The sequence below is a fragment of the Paraburkholderia sp. 32 genome (genome assembly GCF_050435345.1).
Classification (GTDB): Bacteria; Pseudomonadota; Gammaproteobacteria; order Burkholderiales; family Burkholderiaceae; genus Paraburkholderia; species Paraburkholderia tuberum.
In genome coordinates this window covers 3,216,723-3,232,767 of the sequence record NZ_JBNDKD010000003.1, presented here as the reverse complement: position 1 = coordinate 3,232,767, position 16,045 = coordinate 3,216,723, and the positions used below count along the sequence as shown (strand labels likewise).

Here is a 16,045-nt window from a genome sequence, read left to right as displayed (position 1 = left end):
CTCTGTTCCGCGCGTCCAGCCCGCCGCGCCCGGTCCGCGTGCGGCGTGCGCCCTGCTAAAATCACCGTTTCGTCCCACCGCAGGCACCCCCGATCCTTATGTCAGCACCCGCCACCGACCTCCCAGCAGGCGCGCCGCCCGGCCGCCGTCAGATTCTCGTCACGTCGGCCCTTCCTTATGCGAACGGGCAGATTCATATCGGCCATCTGGTCGAATATATCCAGACGGACATCTGGGTCCGGGCGCTGCGAATGCACGGCCACGAGGTCTACTACGTCGGCGCAGACGACACGCACGGCACGCCGGTGATGCTGCGCGCGGAACAGGAAGGTCTGACGCCGAAACAGCTGATCGATCGCGTCTGGCTGGAACACAAGCGCGACTTCGACAGCTTCGGCATTTCGTTCGACAACTACTACTCGACCGACTCCGACGAAAACCGCGTGCTCAGCGAAAACGTCTACCTCGCGCTGAAGGAAGCGGGGCTGATCGACGCGCGCGAGATCGAACAGGCGTACGACCCGGTCAAGGAAATGTTCCTGCCGGACCGCTTCATCAAGGGCGAGTGCCCCAAATGCGGCGCCAAAGACCAATACGGCGACAGCTGCGAAGTCTGCGGCTCGACCTACCAGCCCACCGAGCTCGTCAATCCGTACTCGGTCGTCTCGGGCGCGACGCCGATTCGCAAGACCTCGACGCACTACTTCTTCCGCCTGTCCGATCCGCGCTGCGAGAACTTCCTGCGCGCCTGGGTCGGCGGCCTCGCGCAGCCGGAAGCGACCAACAAGATGCGCGAATGGCTCGGCGACGCCGGCGAAGCCAAGCTCGCCGACTGGGACATCTCGCGCGACGCGCCGTACTTCGGCTTCGAGATTCCGGGCGCGCCCGGTAAGTATTTCTACGTGTGGCTCGACGCGCCGGTCGGCTACTACGCAAGCTTCAGGAACCTCGCCGAAAAGCGCGGCCTCGACTTCGACGCGTGGGTCCGCAAGGGCTCGACGGCCGAGCAGTACCACTTCATCGGCAAGGACATCCTGTATTTCCACACGCTGTTCTGGCCCGCGATGCTCGAGTTCTCGGGCCATCGCACGCCGACCAACGTGTTCGCGCACGGCTTTTTGACGGTCGACGGCGCGAAGATGTCGAAGTCGCGCGGCACCTTCATCACCGCGCAAAGCGTGATCGACACCGGCCTGAATCCGGAATGGCTGCGCTACTACTTCGCGGCCAAGCTGAACAGCACGATGGAAGACCTCGACCTGAATCTCGACGACTTCCAGGCGCGCGTGAACAGCGATCTGGTCGGCAAGTACGTGAACATCGCGAGCCGCGCGGCCGGCTTCCTGATCAAGCGCTTCGACGGCCGCGTGCAGGACAGCGCGATGCATCATCCGCTGCTCGGCACGCTGCGCGCGGCGCTGCCGCAGATCGCCGCGCACTACGAGGCGCGCGAGTACAGCCGCGCGCTGCGTCAGACCATGGAGCTCGCCGACTCGGTCAACGCCTACGTCGATACCGCCAAGCCTTGGGATCAGGCGAAAGACCCGGCCAATGCGGTCGCGCTGCACGAGACCTGCAGCGTCAGCATCGAGGCGTTCCGTCTGCTGTCGCTGGCCCTGAAGCCGGTGCTGCCGAAGCTCGCCGAAGCGGTCGAGGCTTTCCTCGGCATCGAGCCGCTCGTGTGGGCCGACGCCACCGTGCCGCTCAGCTCGGCGCGCCCGATCAACGCGTACAAGCATCTGATGACGCGCGTCGATCCGAAGCAGATCGAGGCGCTGCTCGCGGCCAATCGCGACTCGCTGCAGGCCACGCCGGAAGCGGCGCCGGCCGACGCGAAGGCCAAGGCGAAGGCCCACGCCAAGGCCGTCGCCGCGAAGGAAGAAGAGGCCGGCATCATCACGATCGACGACTTCGCGAAGGTCGATCTGCGCATCGCGAAGATCGTCGACTGCAAGGCGGTGGAAGGCTCGGACAAGCTGCTGCAACTGACGCTCGACGTCGGCGAAGAGAAGACCCGCAACGTGTTCTCGGGCATCAAGTCCGCGTATCAGCCGGAGCAGCTGATCGGCAAGCTGACCGTGATGGTCGCGAACCTGGCGCCGCGCAAGATGAAGTTCGGCATGTCCGAGGGCATGGTGCTGGCGGCATCGGCGGCGGACGAGAAGGCCGAACCGGGCCTCTACGTGCTCGAGCCGCATAGCGGCGCGAAGCCCGGCATGCGCGTGAAGTAACGCGCGGCGCCTTTGGGCGCCTCGCCCCACCTCGCCGCAGGCAGGTATGACGAAAACGGCACGCTTCCAGGCGTGCCGTTTTTTTATGTTGCCCGCGTCACCACGAGATCCGGTCGAAGCGCCGCGTGTACAGCACGTCGGCGCCATAGAACGTGCCGCCATACACGACCAGCGACCAGTATCGCGTCAGATTGATCGTCGCCTTGATCGCATTGCTCGCCGACTGCAACCCCTGCTCGTAGCCAATCACGAGCCGCTCGTTGATCGCCTTCGACACCATCACGACTTGCGGATCGGTCAGGCCGACGTCGCTGCGGCCGATCGAAAACTCGTCGAGCCCGACGGTCTGCGCGATCCGCTGACCCGTCGCGCTGCCGAGCAGCGCGAGCGCGGTCGTCATCGTGCTCTGCTGGCCGAGGTTGTTGCCCTGGTCGGTGCCGTGGCCGAACAGCAGCCACGACAGTTTTTCGTTGTCCGGCACGCTTGGCTCCGACACGAGCCGCGCGACCGGCGCCTGCAGCGTGCCCGTTACCTGTACGCCGGCCTCGACCTGCTGGTTGCGGCGCATCGCGAGAATGTTGATGCCCGGATTCGTGACCGGCCCGTTGAACGTGAAGAAGCCGTTCTCGATCGCGAGCTTGCGGCCGAATTCGGTGTAGGTCGAACCCGGCGTGACGCGCACGTTGCCGACCGCGCGCAGCGGCGTATTCGGCGCGCTCGTCGCGGTGATCGTGCCGGCGAGGCCGAGATCGGCGCCCTTCCCACGGAAGCGGAAGTCGTTGCCGAGGCCGATCTCGATGTTCGCGCGTGGCGCGAACGGGCTCGCCGGCGGCTGGCCGCCTTCGCTCGGACGCGGCCGGCCGCCCGAGCGCGTGCCGTCCGGGCGGATGATCACGACGTCGTCGCCGAGGCTCGGCGCGGCCTGCTCGGGCAGATCGAACCGCGCGCTGTCGACCACGAACTTGCCGTCGATCACGGGGCCGCGCTCCACGCCGCCGTTCGAGATGTTCGCACTGCCCGACAGCGACAGATGGCGGTCCGGCGACGCGAACACATCGAGCTTGTCCGCGACGATGCTCGCGGTCATGTCGGGCTCCGGGCTGTCGAGACGCACGTGCCCAGTCGCGCGCAGCGTGCCGCTCGCGCCGTGGAACTCGACCTGCTGGAAGTCCACCATGTTCTGCGACAGCGCGATGCGCACGACCCCATCCTTCAGTTGCACGCCCTGGCTCACGACCGTCGCGGACAGACCGTCGCCGGTCAGCGAGCCGGTCACGTTCGGTTTCGCGACCGTGCCGCCGAGCGCGAGCTTCAGCGCGAGATGGCCGTCGAGCAGATAGCCGGGGCCGAGCAGGCCGCCCGTCGTGCGCAGCGACGGCACGTTCGCGTTCACGTTGCCCGACAGCGCGCTTTGCGGATCGACGCTCAACATGCCGTCGCGCAGCACGAGCGGCGTGTGCGCGTCGGCATCGATCACGCCGACGCGGCTCGCCTGCGCATGCACGGTCGCATTGAGCCGGTTGCCGCCGGTGAATTCGGCGCGCGCGCGGATGTCGCCAATGCCCATCGACGAGAGCCCGCGGCCGATCTCGACCGTCACGTCGCCGCTGCGCCGGCGCAGCTCGATGTGGCCGCTCGCCGTCGCGCCGAGCGAGAAGTCCCAGTCGCCGTCGAACACGAGGTCGGTGCGCACGGCGGGCGGCTCGCCGGTGATCTGGTGACGCAGCTCCTGCAAGTGCGCGAGCGACACATCGGTCAGGCTGCCGGCCGACTGGACGCGGCCGTGATCGAACGCGAATGACTTCAGGGTCAGCACCGAGCCTTCGATCGTCAGGCGCGTCGCGCCGAGCGTGAGGTGCCCCGGCCCGGCGCTGAGCGCGAGCGGCGATTCGAGATTGAGCGCCGGCGTGCCGCGATTTTGCAGACGCGTGACGGTGCCGTCCCAGCGCGAGCCGTCGCGCGTGTCGGTCAGCTTGCCGTTGGCGGCGAGCGTCAGATCGAGCGGTCGGTCCTGCAGCTTGCCGGTCGCGGCGGCTTCGAGCGTGTGGTTCGCGCGTGTGCCGGACAGGCGGGCGGTCAGCGTGGCGAGGTCGACGCCGCCCGCGTTGACATTGCGCGCGTCGGTCGTGAACGCGAGCGCGCCGTTCGCGCCGTCGCGCAACTCGGCGTGGCCTTCCGCATGGCCGATGCGGTTGCTCGCGAACACGACGCTGTCGGCCTTGTAATTCAGCGTGACGTTCGGATGCGCGAACGAGCCGGTAACGTCGCCGTCCGCGGCGACCGCGCCCGCGAGGCCGAAGCCGAGCCGATCGAGCTGCGGCGCGTCGATGCCGAAGCGCAGCCGGTCGCCGGCCGCGCCGAAGCTGCCTTGCAGATTCACCCGGTTGCCCGCCACCGAAAGATTCGCGTGGCTCGGCAGGATTCGCGAGCCGGCCAGCTGGATCATGCCGCCGCCCGTGAGCGGCAGGTCGTTGTAGACGCTCGGACCGAGCGTGAATTCGGCGCGCGTCGTGAAGACCGGCGCGAGCACACCTGCTGCCGTGACCGTGGCGTTCACGCGCGCCTCGATCCTGCGCGCTGGCGGACCTGCATGCGCGGCCGCGCGTGGCGCAGGGCCCGCGCCATGCGCGGGCGGTGGCGTCCTGCGCTCGAGCACTTCGGTCTGCACCGCGGCCTGCGCGGTGTTCTTCGCGATGGCGGCGGCCTGATCGCCGGGCGCCGCGCTCTTCGCGCCGGCGGTGCTGCCCACGAGCGCCGCGGCTTGCGCTTGCCGCTCGCGTTGCGCGCCACTCGCGGCGGACGCGCCGGATGTCGTGACAGGCGTGCGGGCGGGCATCTGCGAGGTCAGCGACAGCGGATCGAAATCGGTCAGTTGCGCCTTCAGGTTGTAGGTCGAGTTCTCATCGTGCTTCAGCGCGCCCGATAGATCGATGCGGCCACGGCCCGACGTGACGCGCACGTCGTTGAAGCTGATGCGTGCGGGGTCGAACGTAATCTTGCCCTGGGCGCGCAGCGCGGCGGCGGGGTCGGCGAGATCGAGCGTCAGGGTCTGGATGTCGTCGTTCAGGCGGATGCCGATCGGGCCGGACAGCTGCGTCGGCCGCACGGTCGCCTGCAGCGCGTTCAGGTCGAGCCGCGCGACGCTCAGATCGAGCCGGCCGTGCCGGCCGCTCAGCGCGCCGCCGCCGGTGAGCGTCGCGTTGCGCACGAGCCGCACGTTCAGGTTCGAGATGCTCTGCGTGTGGGCGTCGAGGCGCACGTCGGCGTTCGCATCGATCAGCGGCAGCAGTTTCTGGTCGATTGCGCCGGGTTTCGCGTTGACGATCGAGACATGGCCGGCGACGGCGAAACCCGCCGCCGGTTTGGCCGGCGCGTGGTGGCCGCCGAAGATGTGGTGCGGATGGCTGGCGGCCGACGGTTTCGCCGCGCTGGCTGTGCCAGGGGCGGTCGCCGCGCCCTGCTCGACCGGCTGCAGCTCCGCGCGCACCGCCAGATCGGCCAGCGGCGCACCCGGCGCGAAAGCCTGCGGATTCACATGATCGAAGCTCAGCGTCGCGCGCTGCAACGGCACCGCGGCGAACGGCGCCGCTTCGACCCGCGCGTGGCCGGCGAGCTTCATGCCGCTCGCATCGAGCTCGGCGACGAGCTGCTTGAGCGTGCCGCTCAGGTGGCCGGCCACCTGCACCGCTTCATTGTTGACCTTGCCCGCATAACCGACTTCGCCGGTGAGCGGAAACGGCCGCACGCCATCGAGTTTCGCCGCTGCCGTCAGCGCCCCGAACGGCGTATCGAGCCGATCGATCGCGGCCTCGTGATGACGCCCGTCGCTGCGCCCATGAAACGCGAAGCTGGACAGCTCCGTCGTGGACGCGCCCTGGTGCAGCAGCAGCCGCTCGACCTGCACGTCGCGGATCTCCAGCTGCATCGGTAGCTGCAGATCCTGCGGCAAGCTCAGCGGCTCGCTGGTGCTCGACGACGACGGGCCGACGCGCGCCTCGATCGTGCCGACGTGCAGGTAGTCGATCGTGAACCGCCACGGCTCGCGCGCGAGCGCCCAGCTGCCCGCGATGCGGTCGATCTCGATGTCGGTGCCGCTGCCGTCGAGGCTGCGCCAGCGCACGTCGCGCAGTTGCACGCCGCGCGCGAGCGTGCCGCCGTCGAGCGTGCCGGCGAGCCGGCCGCCGAGCAGCTTCACGGCCGCGTGCCACGCGTACGCGGTGCCGCGCTCGGTCGTCAGCGCCCCGTACAGCAGACCGACCGCGAGTGCGGCGAGCAGTACCAGCATGACCACCGTGCCCGCGACCGACTTCAGCAGCAGCCGGCCCCAGCGCCGCTTCGGCGGCGGCGTGTCGGGCGGCTGCTGCCCATCCGGCGGTCCTGGCGGCATGGCGCCGGGCGGCTGCGCGGGGGGCGGGGCGGTGACGTCGGTGGTCATGCGTGAATACGGTGGCAAATAAGGTAGTGGGTTGTCGTCAAAACGTCAGAACGCGATGCCGAGCGTGATATACGGCCGCACCCGGTTATCGCGGATCCCGTAAGCGACATCGAGATTGACCGGGCCGACCGGGCTGCGCCAGCGCGCGCCGACGCCGGCGCCCGGATAGAAAACTTTTTCGCCCCAGGTGTCGGTCGCGGTGCCGATGTCGAAGAATACGGCCGCGCCCCAGTTGTGCGAGAACCAGTGCTGGTATTCGGCCGCGCTCGTCAGCAGGTACTTGGTCGGCAGGATCGAGCCGGCGACGTTGTTACCGATGCTCTGGAAGCCGTAGCCGCGCACCGAGTTCGAGCCGCCCGCGCGGAACAGCAGCGACGCCGGAATGCCGCTCGAGCTGCCGCTCGTGAATACGCCGCCGAGTTCGGCGCGGATCAGCACGATGTCGTCGACGCCGATCGGGAAATACTGCTGGCCGCGCGCGTAGCCGCGGATGAACGACTGGTCGGCGAGCAGACCTTTCACCGCGAAGCCCGCCTCGACGTGGATCAGGTTGCCGCGGCGCGGGAACAGCGGGTCGTCGGTGTCGCGCCGCGTCCACGACCACCCCGGCACCAGCGCGTGCGCGCGGGTCGGCGGCGCCGCGTTCTGGTCGAGCTGATCGTCGTAGAACAGCAGCGAATAGCTGTAGTCGAGGAACTGCGACGTGCGCGAGCGCTGCACGCCGCCGCGGATGCTGTAGATGCGCGTGTCGGAGACGTCGGTGGTCGTGTACGACGCGAGCATGCTATTGGTCCACCCGTGCTGGCCCGGCGGCATCGACAGCTGGATCTGCCCGTATTGCTGCGTCTTGTCGGCGCGGCCCTCGACGGTGAACGGCCACGCCGCGCCGAACGTGTTCAGATACGTGTAGCCGCCCTGCACGAGCGGGCCGTTGTCGGTCGAATAGCCGACGCCGCCGCGGAAGCTGTGATACGGAAACTCCGACACCTTCACGTGCACCGGCGTGTCGAGCGGCTTGGCGGGGTTGTCGTCGAGGTCGATCGCGACGCTCGCGAAGTACGGCGTGTTCTGCAGTTGGCGCTGCAGTTCGGCGACAGTGCGCGTGTCGTAGATCTCGCCCGGCGAGATCGGATTGACGTTGTGGACGATGCGCTCCGGATAGCGCTTCGTGCCCTGCACGTCGAGCTGGCCCATCGTGAAGGTCGGCCCGCTGTCGTAGATCACCGACAGCTTCGCCGTGTGCGTGCGCGGATCGATCAGCGCCTCCGAGTGGTAGATCTTCGCGGCGAGGTAGCGGCGCGATTGCAGCTCGTGCAGCGACGCGTTCTTCGCGTCGTCCCAGGCGCCCTGCGAGAACGGCTGGCCCTCGTGCAGCGAGAACGCGAAGCGCGTCGCGTTTTCGCGCGATGGGTCTTCGGTCAGCACCGCGCCGCGAAACGACAGATCGACCGACGTGACCTTGGTCTGCGGGCCCGGCTCCACGCGCACGGTGACCTGCCGCAGATTGTCGACGGTGCGCACGTCGGTGCTGACGAGCGGCGAGAAATAGCCCTGCGTCGCGGCGAGATCGCGCACCTGCTGTGGCGTCGCGGTGATCAGGAACGAGAACTGGTCGTCGGTGACGTCGGGCCGCTTCGCGAAACGCGAGATATCGAGGTGCTGTTCGAGCAGCCGGCGCAGCGCGCGCGGCTCGGCGACCACCTCGACCTTGTAGCTCGGTGCCTTGCTCGCCGCCTGAGCCTTGCCCGCGGCGAGCAGCAACATCAGGAGGCCGAGGCCGATGGCGAGCGACACACGCAGCCAGCACCGCGCGAGCGCCTCGCGCTCACGCGCGCGCCCGCGCGCCTGGCCGGTCTCGCCGCGCAACGCACGCGGCATGTCGATCGTACCTCCCGCCAAACAGGACCTCCGGCCTCAATGAGTGAATTCTCGCGCCCCGGCCGCGCATCCGATCGAGGCATGCTATTTGACCACAACGCGACCCCGATCGGCCTGTCTCGTGCCCCTGGCGGAGCTCCGCGCTTCATCTCAAAAATGGGCGGCCCGCGGCGATTTTCGACCGCCCGCGACGCATGCGGTAAAATCGCGGACGACGGCGCCCTCCCCGCGGCACCGCGCAGCGGCCAGCCCGAGAGCCGCCACCCTACCCACCACGGACGTCGAGCCATGTATCAATCGGACATCACCCAGTTCCTGAACCAGCTCAAGCAACAGAAGCCCAATCTGGAGGCCGAGCAACGCAAAGGCCGCGCACTGCTGTGGGACAAACAGCCGATCGATCTGGAAGAGCGCGCCGAGCAGAAAACTTCGCGCGTGGAGCAGACGCCTTACTCGTACTACCAGAACTTCTAAGCTCCCCAGTCACGCCGACGATGAGTCACGCTGACGAGGTGCATGGTCCGCTTCACGGCCCGATACACGGCCCGGTTCACGGCCCGGTTCACGGCCCAGCGCCGGCACCGTCCGACACCGCGCTTTCCACGCCCGCCACGGATTCGACGCCCGACACGGTCGACGGCGTCGCGTTCGCGCGTCTGTACGGCGAGCCGCTGTTCAAGCTGCCGAACGACCTGTACATCCCTCCGGACGCGCTCGAGGTATTCCTCGAGACCTTCGAGGGGCCGCTCGACCTGCTGCTGTACCTGATCCGCAAGCAGAACTTCAACGTGCTCGACATCCCGATGGCGGATGTCACCGTGCAATATCTCGGCTACGTCGAGCAACTGCGCAAGACCAATCTCGAACTCGCGTCCGAGTATCTGCTGATGGCCGCGATGCTGATCGAAATCAAGTCGCGCATGCTGCTGCCGGTCAAGAAGGCCGACACCGGCGAGGAAGCCGAAGACCCGCGCGCCGAACTGGTGCGCCGCCTGCTCGAATACGAGCAGATGAAGCTCGCCGCGCAACGCATCGACCAGTTGCCGCAGCTTGGGCGCGATTTCCTGCGCGCCGAGGTCTACATCGAGCAGAGTGTCGCCCCGCGCTTCCCGGACGTGAACAGCGACGACCTGCGCGCCGCGTGGGCCGACGTGATCAAGCGCGCGAAGCTGGTCCAGCATCACAAGATTTCGCGCGAGGAGTTGTCGGTGCGCGAGCACATGAGCCTGATCCTGCGGCAGTTGCAGAATGCGCGCTTCATCGAGTTTTCCGATCTGTTCGACACGAGCCGCGGCGTGCCGGTCGTCATCGTGAATTTCATCGCCGTGCTCGAGCTGTGCCGTGAATCGCTCGTCGAAATCACCCAGGCGGAGCCGTTCGCGCCGATTTACGTGCGGCTGGCGTATCTACCGGCCTGAGCGCTGAATGACGGCCGCTTGACGGCCGGACCGCGGCCGGACCGTGGAAATCTCGCTACGAACACCGTCGCAGCGATGCCTGGCGGGCCTCAGCGGGGAGTGCGCGGCAAGCTCGTCGCGCCCCGCTCGGAAGTGCCGCCGCGTTTCGGTGCGTCCGCTGCCCAAATCCACTACAATCCGCGCTCCGAACCCCTCATTTGCCGGTGAGGCGATGACCCGCGCGATTCCGCCAGGTGTCGCGCCAACCGGATCGCGCGCCGCGCGAGCCTATCCCTGTCCGATCATGAAAGTCATCAGCTCGATCCATGAATTGCGCGACCAGTTGCGCGGCCAGAATCGCACGGCCTTCGTGCCGACGATGGGCAACCTGCACGAGGGCCATCTGTCGCTGATGCGCCTCGCGCGCCAGCACGGCGACCCGGTCGTGGCGAGCATCTTCGTCAACCGCCTGCAGTTCGGCCCGAACGAGGATTTCGACAAATATCCGCGCACGCTCGAAGCCGATATCGAGAAGCTGCAAAAGGAAGGGGTCTACGTGCTGTTCGCGCCGACCGAAAGGGACATGTATCCGGAGCCGCAGGAATACCGCGTGCATCCGCCGCACGATCTCGGCGACATCCTCGAGGGCGAATTTCGCCCCGGCTTCTTCCACGGTGTGTGCACGGTCGTGATGAAGCTGATGTCGTGCGTGCAGCCGCGCGTCGCGGTGTTCGGCAAGAAGGATTACCAGCAGCTGATGATCGTGCGCCAGATGTGCCACCAGTTCGCGCTGCCGACCGACATCGTCGCCGCCGAAACCGTGCGCGACACCGACGGCCTCGCGCTCAGCTCGCGCAACCGGTTCCTTTCGGCCGCCGAACGCGCCGAGGCGCCGATGCTGGCCGCCGAACTCAATCGGGTGCGCGACGCGGTGCTCGCGGGCGAGCGCGACTTCGCGAAACTCGAAGAGTCGGCCAAAGCGACGCTCGCGACGCGCGGCTGGAATCCCGATTACATCGCGATCCGCAAGCGCTCGAACCTGATCGCGCCCGGCGCGCAGGACGCCAACGCACCGCTCGTGGTGCTGGCCGCCGCGAAGCTCGGCGCGACCCGGCTCATCGACAACCTCGAAATCTGACGCCGCAACCGCCCGCGCGAACACAGTTACACTGCGCAGTCACACAGGATTGGATTGATCATGCAACGCAATATGCTGAAGTCGAAGATTCACCGCGTCGCGGTCACGCACTGCGAGCTCCACTACGAGGGCTCGTGCGCGATCGACGAAGATCTGCTCGAAGCGGCGAACATCGTCGAAAACGAGCGTATCGACATCTGGAACATCAACAACGGCGAGCGCTTCTCGACCTACGCGATCAAGGGCGAGCGCGGCAGCGGCATGATTTCGCTGAACGGCTCGGCCGCGCGTCGCGCGCAGCTCGGCGATCTGGTCATCATCGCGGCGTTCGCGGTGGTCGACGAGGCGGAGTTGAAGGCGGGCTGGAAGCCGGACCTCGTGTTCGTCGATGAAAACAACAAGATCAAGGGCAGCCGCGACCACGTGCCCACGCAGGCCTGGCGCTGAGCGAAGCTCAGCTTGACGCTTGACTGATGGCGGGCAGCCCCCGCCTCAGCCCTTCTTCCCCGCGCCGTTCGTCCACTCGACGATCGGCTGCCACTGCTCCAGATCCTTCTCCACACGGCTTTTCGCGACGTCCCACAGCGTCAGGCCGTGCGCCGCGAGCTGCACGTAGTTCTGCGTGTCGCGCAGAAAACCGAGCACCGGCAGCTTCAATCCCTCGACGAAGCGATGCAGCTGCTCGGCCGAGCGCGTGCGCGCATCGACGCGCATGCCGACCACGCCGACCTCGATCGCGCCCTTCCTGACCGCCTTTTCCTTCGCCAGCCGCTCGAGAAATTCCTGGGTCGCGAGAATATCGAACAGCGACGGCTGCAACGGCACGATCACCTTGTCGGCGAGATCGAGCGCGATGTTCAGGCGATTGCCGTGCAGGCCGGCCGGCGTGTCGACGACCGCGTGCTCGAGGCCTTTCGGCGGCTTGGCCGGCGTGTCGGGGTTGACCTCCCAGGTTTCGATGTTCGGCAGCGTGGCGGGCCGTAATTCGAGCCACGCATGCGCGGAGTGCTGCTTGTCGAGGTCGGCCAGCGCGACCCATTCGCCCGCCGCGGCGAAATAGCCGGCCAGATTGGTCGATAGCGTGCTCTTGCCCACGCCGCCCTTCGGATTCGCCACCACGATCACCGACATGAAATCTCCCGGAAAGAAGGCTGGACACCGCCAGCCGGTTTGCCGCGCTATTGCTCCGTCCCCGCCGATCCGCTGTGACCGGCGCCGGCGGGCTCCACGATCGCTGCCGTTCGAAGTTCGGTTTCCAGGGACGCCCACCGGTCCAGCCGTTGATAATATCGACAAATTCAGCGCGGCCGAAGCCCCCACATCGCGAATCGGCCGCTCCAACCCGCCGTTTTTTTCGACAAGGACCTGAATCTCATGAGCAAACTGCGCCCGGAATACACCGTCGAACGCCTGCTGGAGCGCCAGAAGGGCACGCTGCCGGACCTACTGGGCCTGCGCGTGCTGACCGTGGACCAGGGCACACTGGTCGCCGAACTGACCGTGCGCGAGGCGCTGCTCGCGCCGAACGGCTTCCTGCACGCGGCCACGGTGATCGGCCTCGCCGACACCGCGTGCGGCTACGCGTGCATCGCGCATCTGCCCGAAAACTCGCGCAACTTCACGACGATCGAGCTGAAGAGCAACTTCCTCGGCACCGCGACGCAGGGCACGATCCGCGCGGTCGCCAAGGGTGTGCACCTTGGGCGCAGCACGCAGGTCTGGGACGCGACGGTCACCGGTCCGGATGGTAAGACCATCGCGCTGTTTCGTTGCACGCAGATGGTGTTGTACTGAGCGAACCGCGCGAGCAGCAATTGCGTTCACTCCGATGAAGGAGGCCGGCGCAGAGCGTCACCCCAGCGCCGCGAACAGCCTGCGCATATCGACGTGCCCGGCCAGCGTATCGGCCAGCCGCTCCAGCGACGCCTCGCGCAACGCCGGATAGTCGAGCGCTTCGGCATCGCTCAAACCCGCCCATGCGAGCAGCGCCGCGCACGCGGCCGGCGTGTCGAACAGGCCATGCACGTAGGTCGTGAGAATCTGGCCATCGGCGGACATCGCGCCATCGGGACGGCCAAACTCCGCGCCGCCCTCGCGCGGGCCAGCGTGGTCGAGTCGCAGCGCCGGCGTGTCCAATGCCGGCCCGCGCGTCTCGCCCATATGAATCTCGTAGCCGGCGACGTCCGGCGTGCCGGGCAGCGCCAGGCGCCCGGTCACATTCTTCAGCGTCTTGTCGCGCGTGAGCACCGTCGCATAGTCGAGCCAGCCGAAGCCCGCGAAGGTGCCCGGCGCGCCCTCGACGCCATGCGGATCGGCGATCTCGCGGCCGAGCATCTGCATGCCGCCGCAAATGCCGATCACGCGGCCGCCGTAGCGCAGATGCCGCGCGAGCACGTCGTCCCAGCCCTGTGCGCGCAGAAACGCGAGGTCGTCCGGCACGTTCTTCGAGCCCGGCAGGATGATCAGATCGGCGGCCGGCGGCGGCGTACCCGCGCGCACATAGTGAAAATCGACCTGCGGATGCGCGCGCAACGCGTCGAAGTCGGTGTGATTGCTGATGTGCGGCAGCACCGGCACGACCACGCGCAGCAGACGGCGCGAATCAACGCTCGCCGCCGCGCGCAGTTCGGGCGGCAGCATGTCCTCGGCGTCGAGCGTCAGGCCATGCAGATACGGCACGACACCGAGCACCGGCTTGCCGGTCTTCGCTTCCAGCCAGTCGAGCCCGGGCTTCAGCAGACCGATGTCGCCGCGAAAGCGGTTGATGATGAAGCCGCGCACGCGCGCCTGCTCGCTGTCGGACAGACACGCGAGCGTGCCGGTCAGGTGCGCGAACACGCCGCCGCGATCGATGTCGGCGACCAGCACGACCGGGCAGTCGACCGCCTCCGCGAAACCCATGTTCGCGATGTCGCGCTCGCGCAGATTGATCTCGGCCGGACTGCCCGCGCCTTCGACGAAAATCGTGTCGTACGACGCGCGCAGCCGCGCATACGACTCCAGCACCGCTTCGAACGCGACTGGCTTGTAGTCGTGATACGCGCGCGCGTCGAGATTGATGCGCGCCTTGCCGTGGATGATCACCTGAGCGCCGCGATCGCTGGTCGGCTTCAGCAGCACCGGGTTCAGATCGGTGTGCGCGTCGATGCCCGCGGCGAGCGCCTGCAATGCCTGCGCGCGGCCGATCTCGCCGCCGTCGACGGTCACCGCGCTGTTCAACGCCATGTTCTGCGGCTTGAACGGCGCGACCCGCGCACCCGCGCGGCGCGCGAGGCGGCACAGTCCCGCAACCAGCGTGCTCTTGCCCGCGTCGGACGTGGTGCCCTGGATCATCAGCGTGCCGCGCGGCACGGGCAGGGTGTCGGGAGGAATGGGCATTCGGGTCACGGCGGTGCAGGTGGAAGATGGACAGTGGCGTTGCAATGCAATCGAGCGGCATTATCCCATCGCGCCGGTACAATCATAGGATGACTCCCCGCGACCTCACCTTCGTCCTCGGCGGCGCCCGCTCCGGCAAGAGCGCGCATGCCGAGCGGCTCGCCAGCGACAGCGCCCTCCCCGTCATCTACATCGCCACCGCCCGCGTCACCGACGACGCCGAATTCAACGCGCGCATTGCGCATCATCGCGAGCGGCGGCCCGCGCATTGGGGGCTCGTCGAAGCGGACGACGACCTCGCCGGCGCGCTCGCACAACACGACGCGCCGGGCCGGTGTCTGCTGATCGACTGCCTGACGCTGTGGCTCGCAAACCTGCTATGTCCCGCCGACGGCGCGGCGGCGCCGCTGTCGCACTACTACGAGCAGGCCGCCGCGTTCGAAGCGGCGCTCGCCGGCGCGCGCGGCAAGATCATCGTCGTCAGCAACGAGATCGGCCTCGGCGTCGTGCCGCTCGGCGAAGCCACGCGTCTTTACGTCGACGAACTCGGGCGCTTGAATCAGCGCATCGCCGCGTTGAGCAGCGCGGCCACGCTGATGGTCGCGGGACTGCCGCTCGCGCTGAAAAGCGCGAGCGGCGTGTGATGCCGCCGCTGACCATGCCGCTGGTCGCGACGCTCGCGGTCGCGGGCGTCGCCGTCGATCGCTGGTTTGGCGAGCCGAGCCGCCGGCATCCGCTGGTCGGCTTCGGCAACTGGGCGGCGCGCATCGAGGCGCGCTTCAATCACGAGCGGCGTCTGCGGCTCAGGGGCCTGCTCGCATGGGCGCTCGCGGTTCTCCCGCCGGTGTTGATCGCGTGGTGGCTCGTCGCCGTGCTGCCGTTGTTCGCGGCCTGCGCGCTGCATGTCGCGCTGCTGTGGTTCGCGCTCGGCGCGCGCAGCCTGCGCGATCACATCGCGCCGATCGCGCGGGCGCTCGGCCAACGCGATCTGGCCACGGCACGTGAGTTGACCGCACGGATCGTCTCGCGCGACACCGCGCAGTCGGACGAGGCCGCGCTCGCGCGCGCCGCGATCGAATCGGCGCTCGAAAACGGCAACGACGCGATCTTCGGCGCGCTGTTCTGGTTCGCGCTCGCGGGCGGGCCCGGCGCGCTCGGCTTTCGCCTCGCCAATACGCTCGACGCAATGTGGGGTTATCGCACGCCGCGCTATCTGCGCTTCGGCTGGGCAGCCGCGCGCATCGACGACGTGCTGAACTGGATTCCCGCGCGGCTGACTGCCACGAGCTACGCGCTGCTCGGCGACACGCTGACCGCCTGGCGCTGCTGGCGCGAGCAAGCGCCGCGCTGGGACAGCCCGAACGCGGGCCCGGTGATGGCCGCCGGCGCCGGCAGCCTGAACGTGCTGATCGGCGGGCCGGCCGTGTATCACGGCACGCTCGAGCACCGGCCGACGCTGGGCTTCGGGCGTCCCGCCGAGGCGCGTCATGTGGGCGCCGCGTTGATGCTGGTCGAACGCACGGTGATTCTCTGGCTGGCCGTGCTGATCGTGCTGGCGTTGTTGAGCGTGCCGTTTCATGGCTGAGCG

The 16,045-nt window shown here is 68.0% G+C and carries 12 protein-coding genes; 8 read left to right on the top strand and 4 right to left on the bottom strand.

Going from position 1 to position 16,045, the window contains the following annotated elements:
* Positions 1 to 98: 98 nt before the first annotated feature.
* Positions 99 to 2,231, top strand: a complete 2,133-nt coding sequence (metG, locus tag OKW26_RS37780; RefSeq protein WP_429335912.1) for a methionine--tRNA ligase — start codon at positions 99 to 101, stop codon at positions 2,229 to 2,231.
* 97 nt (positions 2,232 to 2,328) lie between these two features.
* Here metG and OKW26_RS37775 read toward each other — a convergent pair whose 3' ends face one another.
* Together OKW26_RS37775 and OKW26_RS37770 are read right to left on the bottom strand one after the other, a co-directional pair.
* Complete coding sequence (locus OKW26_RS37775) at positions 2,329 to 6,666, bottom strand: translocation/assembly module TamB domain-containing protein (protein WP_429356763.1); 4,338 nt, start codon at positions 6,664 to 6,666, stop codon at positions 2,329 to 2,331.
* Between the two features lie 45 nt (positions 6,667 to 6,711).
* The gene (locus OKW26_RS37770; RefSeq protein WP_429356762.1) at positions 6,712 to 8,565 is read right to left on the bottom strand and encodes an autotransporter assembly complex protein TamA; all 1,854 of its coding nucleotides are present in this window, start codon (positions 8,563 to 8,565) and stop codon (positions 6,712 to 6,714) included.
* Positions 8,566 to 8,832: 267 nt separating this feature from the next.
* On the opposite strand from OKW26_RS37770, the gene OKW26_RS37765 reads away from it, so the two are divergent.
* From OKW26_RS37765 to panD, 4 genes are all read left to right on the top strand, one after another.
* A complete protein-coding gene (locus tag OKW26_RS37765) occupies positions 8,833 to 9,018 on the top strand; it encodes a DUF3460 family protein (protein WP_090803441.1) in 186 nt (61 codons plus the stop codon).
* A 20-nt stretch (positions 9,019 to 9,038) separates the two neighbouring features.
* A complete protein-coding gene (locus OKW26_RS37760) occupies positions 9,039 to 9,962 on the top strand; it encodes a segregation and condensation protein A (protein ID WP_429294671.1) in 924 nt (307 codons plus the stop codon).
* A gap of 283 nt (positions 9,963 to 10,245) precedes the next feature.
* Entirely contained in the window at positions 10,246 to 11,079 is an 834-nt protein-coding gene (gene panC / locus OKW26_RS37755; RefSeq protein WP_187611862.1) for a pantoate--beta-alanine ligase, read from the top strand.
* A 60-nt stretch (positions 11,080 to 11,139) separates the two neighbouring features.
* On the top strand, positions 11,140 to 11,526 hold the full coding sequence (gene panD, locus OKW26_RS37750; RefSeq protein WP_187611774.1) for an aspartate 1-decarboxylase: 387 nt from the start codon (positions 11,140 to 11,142) through the stop codon (positions 11,524 to 11,526).
* 45 nt (positions 11,527 to 11,571) lie between these two features.
* Here panD and OKW26_RS37745 read toward each other — a convergent pair whose 3' ends face one another.
* Positions 11,572 to 12,210, bottom strand: coding sequence for a ParA family protein (locus OKW26_RS37745; protein WP_184059634.1), 639 nt, complete (start codon positions 12,208 to 12,210; stop codon positions 11,572 to 11,574).
* Between the two features lie 243 nt (positions 12,211 to 12,453).
* On the opposite strand from OKW26_RS37745, the gene OKW26_RS37740 reads away from it, so the two are divergent.
* Complete coding sequence (locus tag OKW26_RS37740) at positions 12,454 to 12,873, top strand: PaaI family thioesterase (RefSeq protein WP_090803438.1); 420 nt, start codon at positions 12,454 to 12,456, stop codon at positions 12,871 to 12,873.
* A 57-nt stretch (positions 12,874 to 12,930) separates the two neighbouring features.
* Here the strand turns inward: OKW26_RS37740 and OKW26_RS37735 are convergent, their stop codons facing one another.
* Positions 12,931 to 14,457, bottom strand: coding sequence for a cobyric acid synthase (locus OKW26_RS37735; protein WP_429356761.1), 1,527 nt, complete (start codon positions 14,455 to 14,457; stop codon positions 12,931 to 12,933).
* 89 nt (positions 14,458 to 14,546) lie between these two features.
* On the opposite strand from OKW26_RS37735, the gene cobU reads away from it, so the two are divergent.
* Both cobU and cbiB read left to right on the top strand, forming a co-directional pair.
* The gene (gene cobU, locus OKW26_RS37730) at positions 14,547 to 15,101 is read left to right on the top strand and encodes a bifunctional adenosylcobinamide kinase/adenosylcobinamide-phosphate guanylyltransferase (protein WP_429356760.1); all 555 of its coding nucleotides are present in this window, start codon (positions 14,547 to 14,549) and stop codon (positions 15,099 to 15,101) included.
* Positions 15,101 to 16,042, top strand: a complete 942-nt coding sequence (gene cbiB, locus OKW26_RS37725) for an adenosylcobinamide-phosphate synthase CbiB (protein ID WP_429356759.1) — start codon at positions 15,101 to 15,103, stop codon at positions 16,040 to 16,042. Before cobU ends, cbiB begins: the two co-directional genes overlap by 1 nt.
* The last annotated feature ends 3 nt before the right edge of the window (positions 16,043 to 16,045 follow it).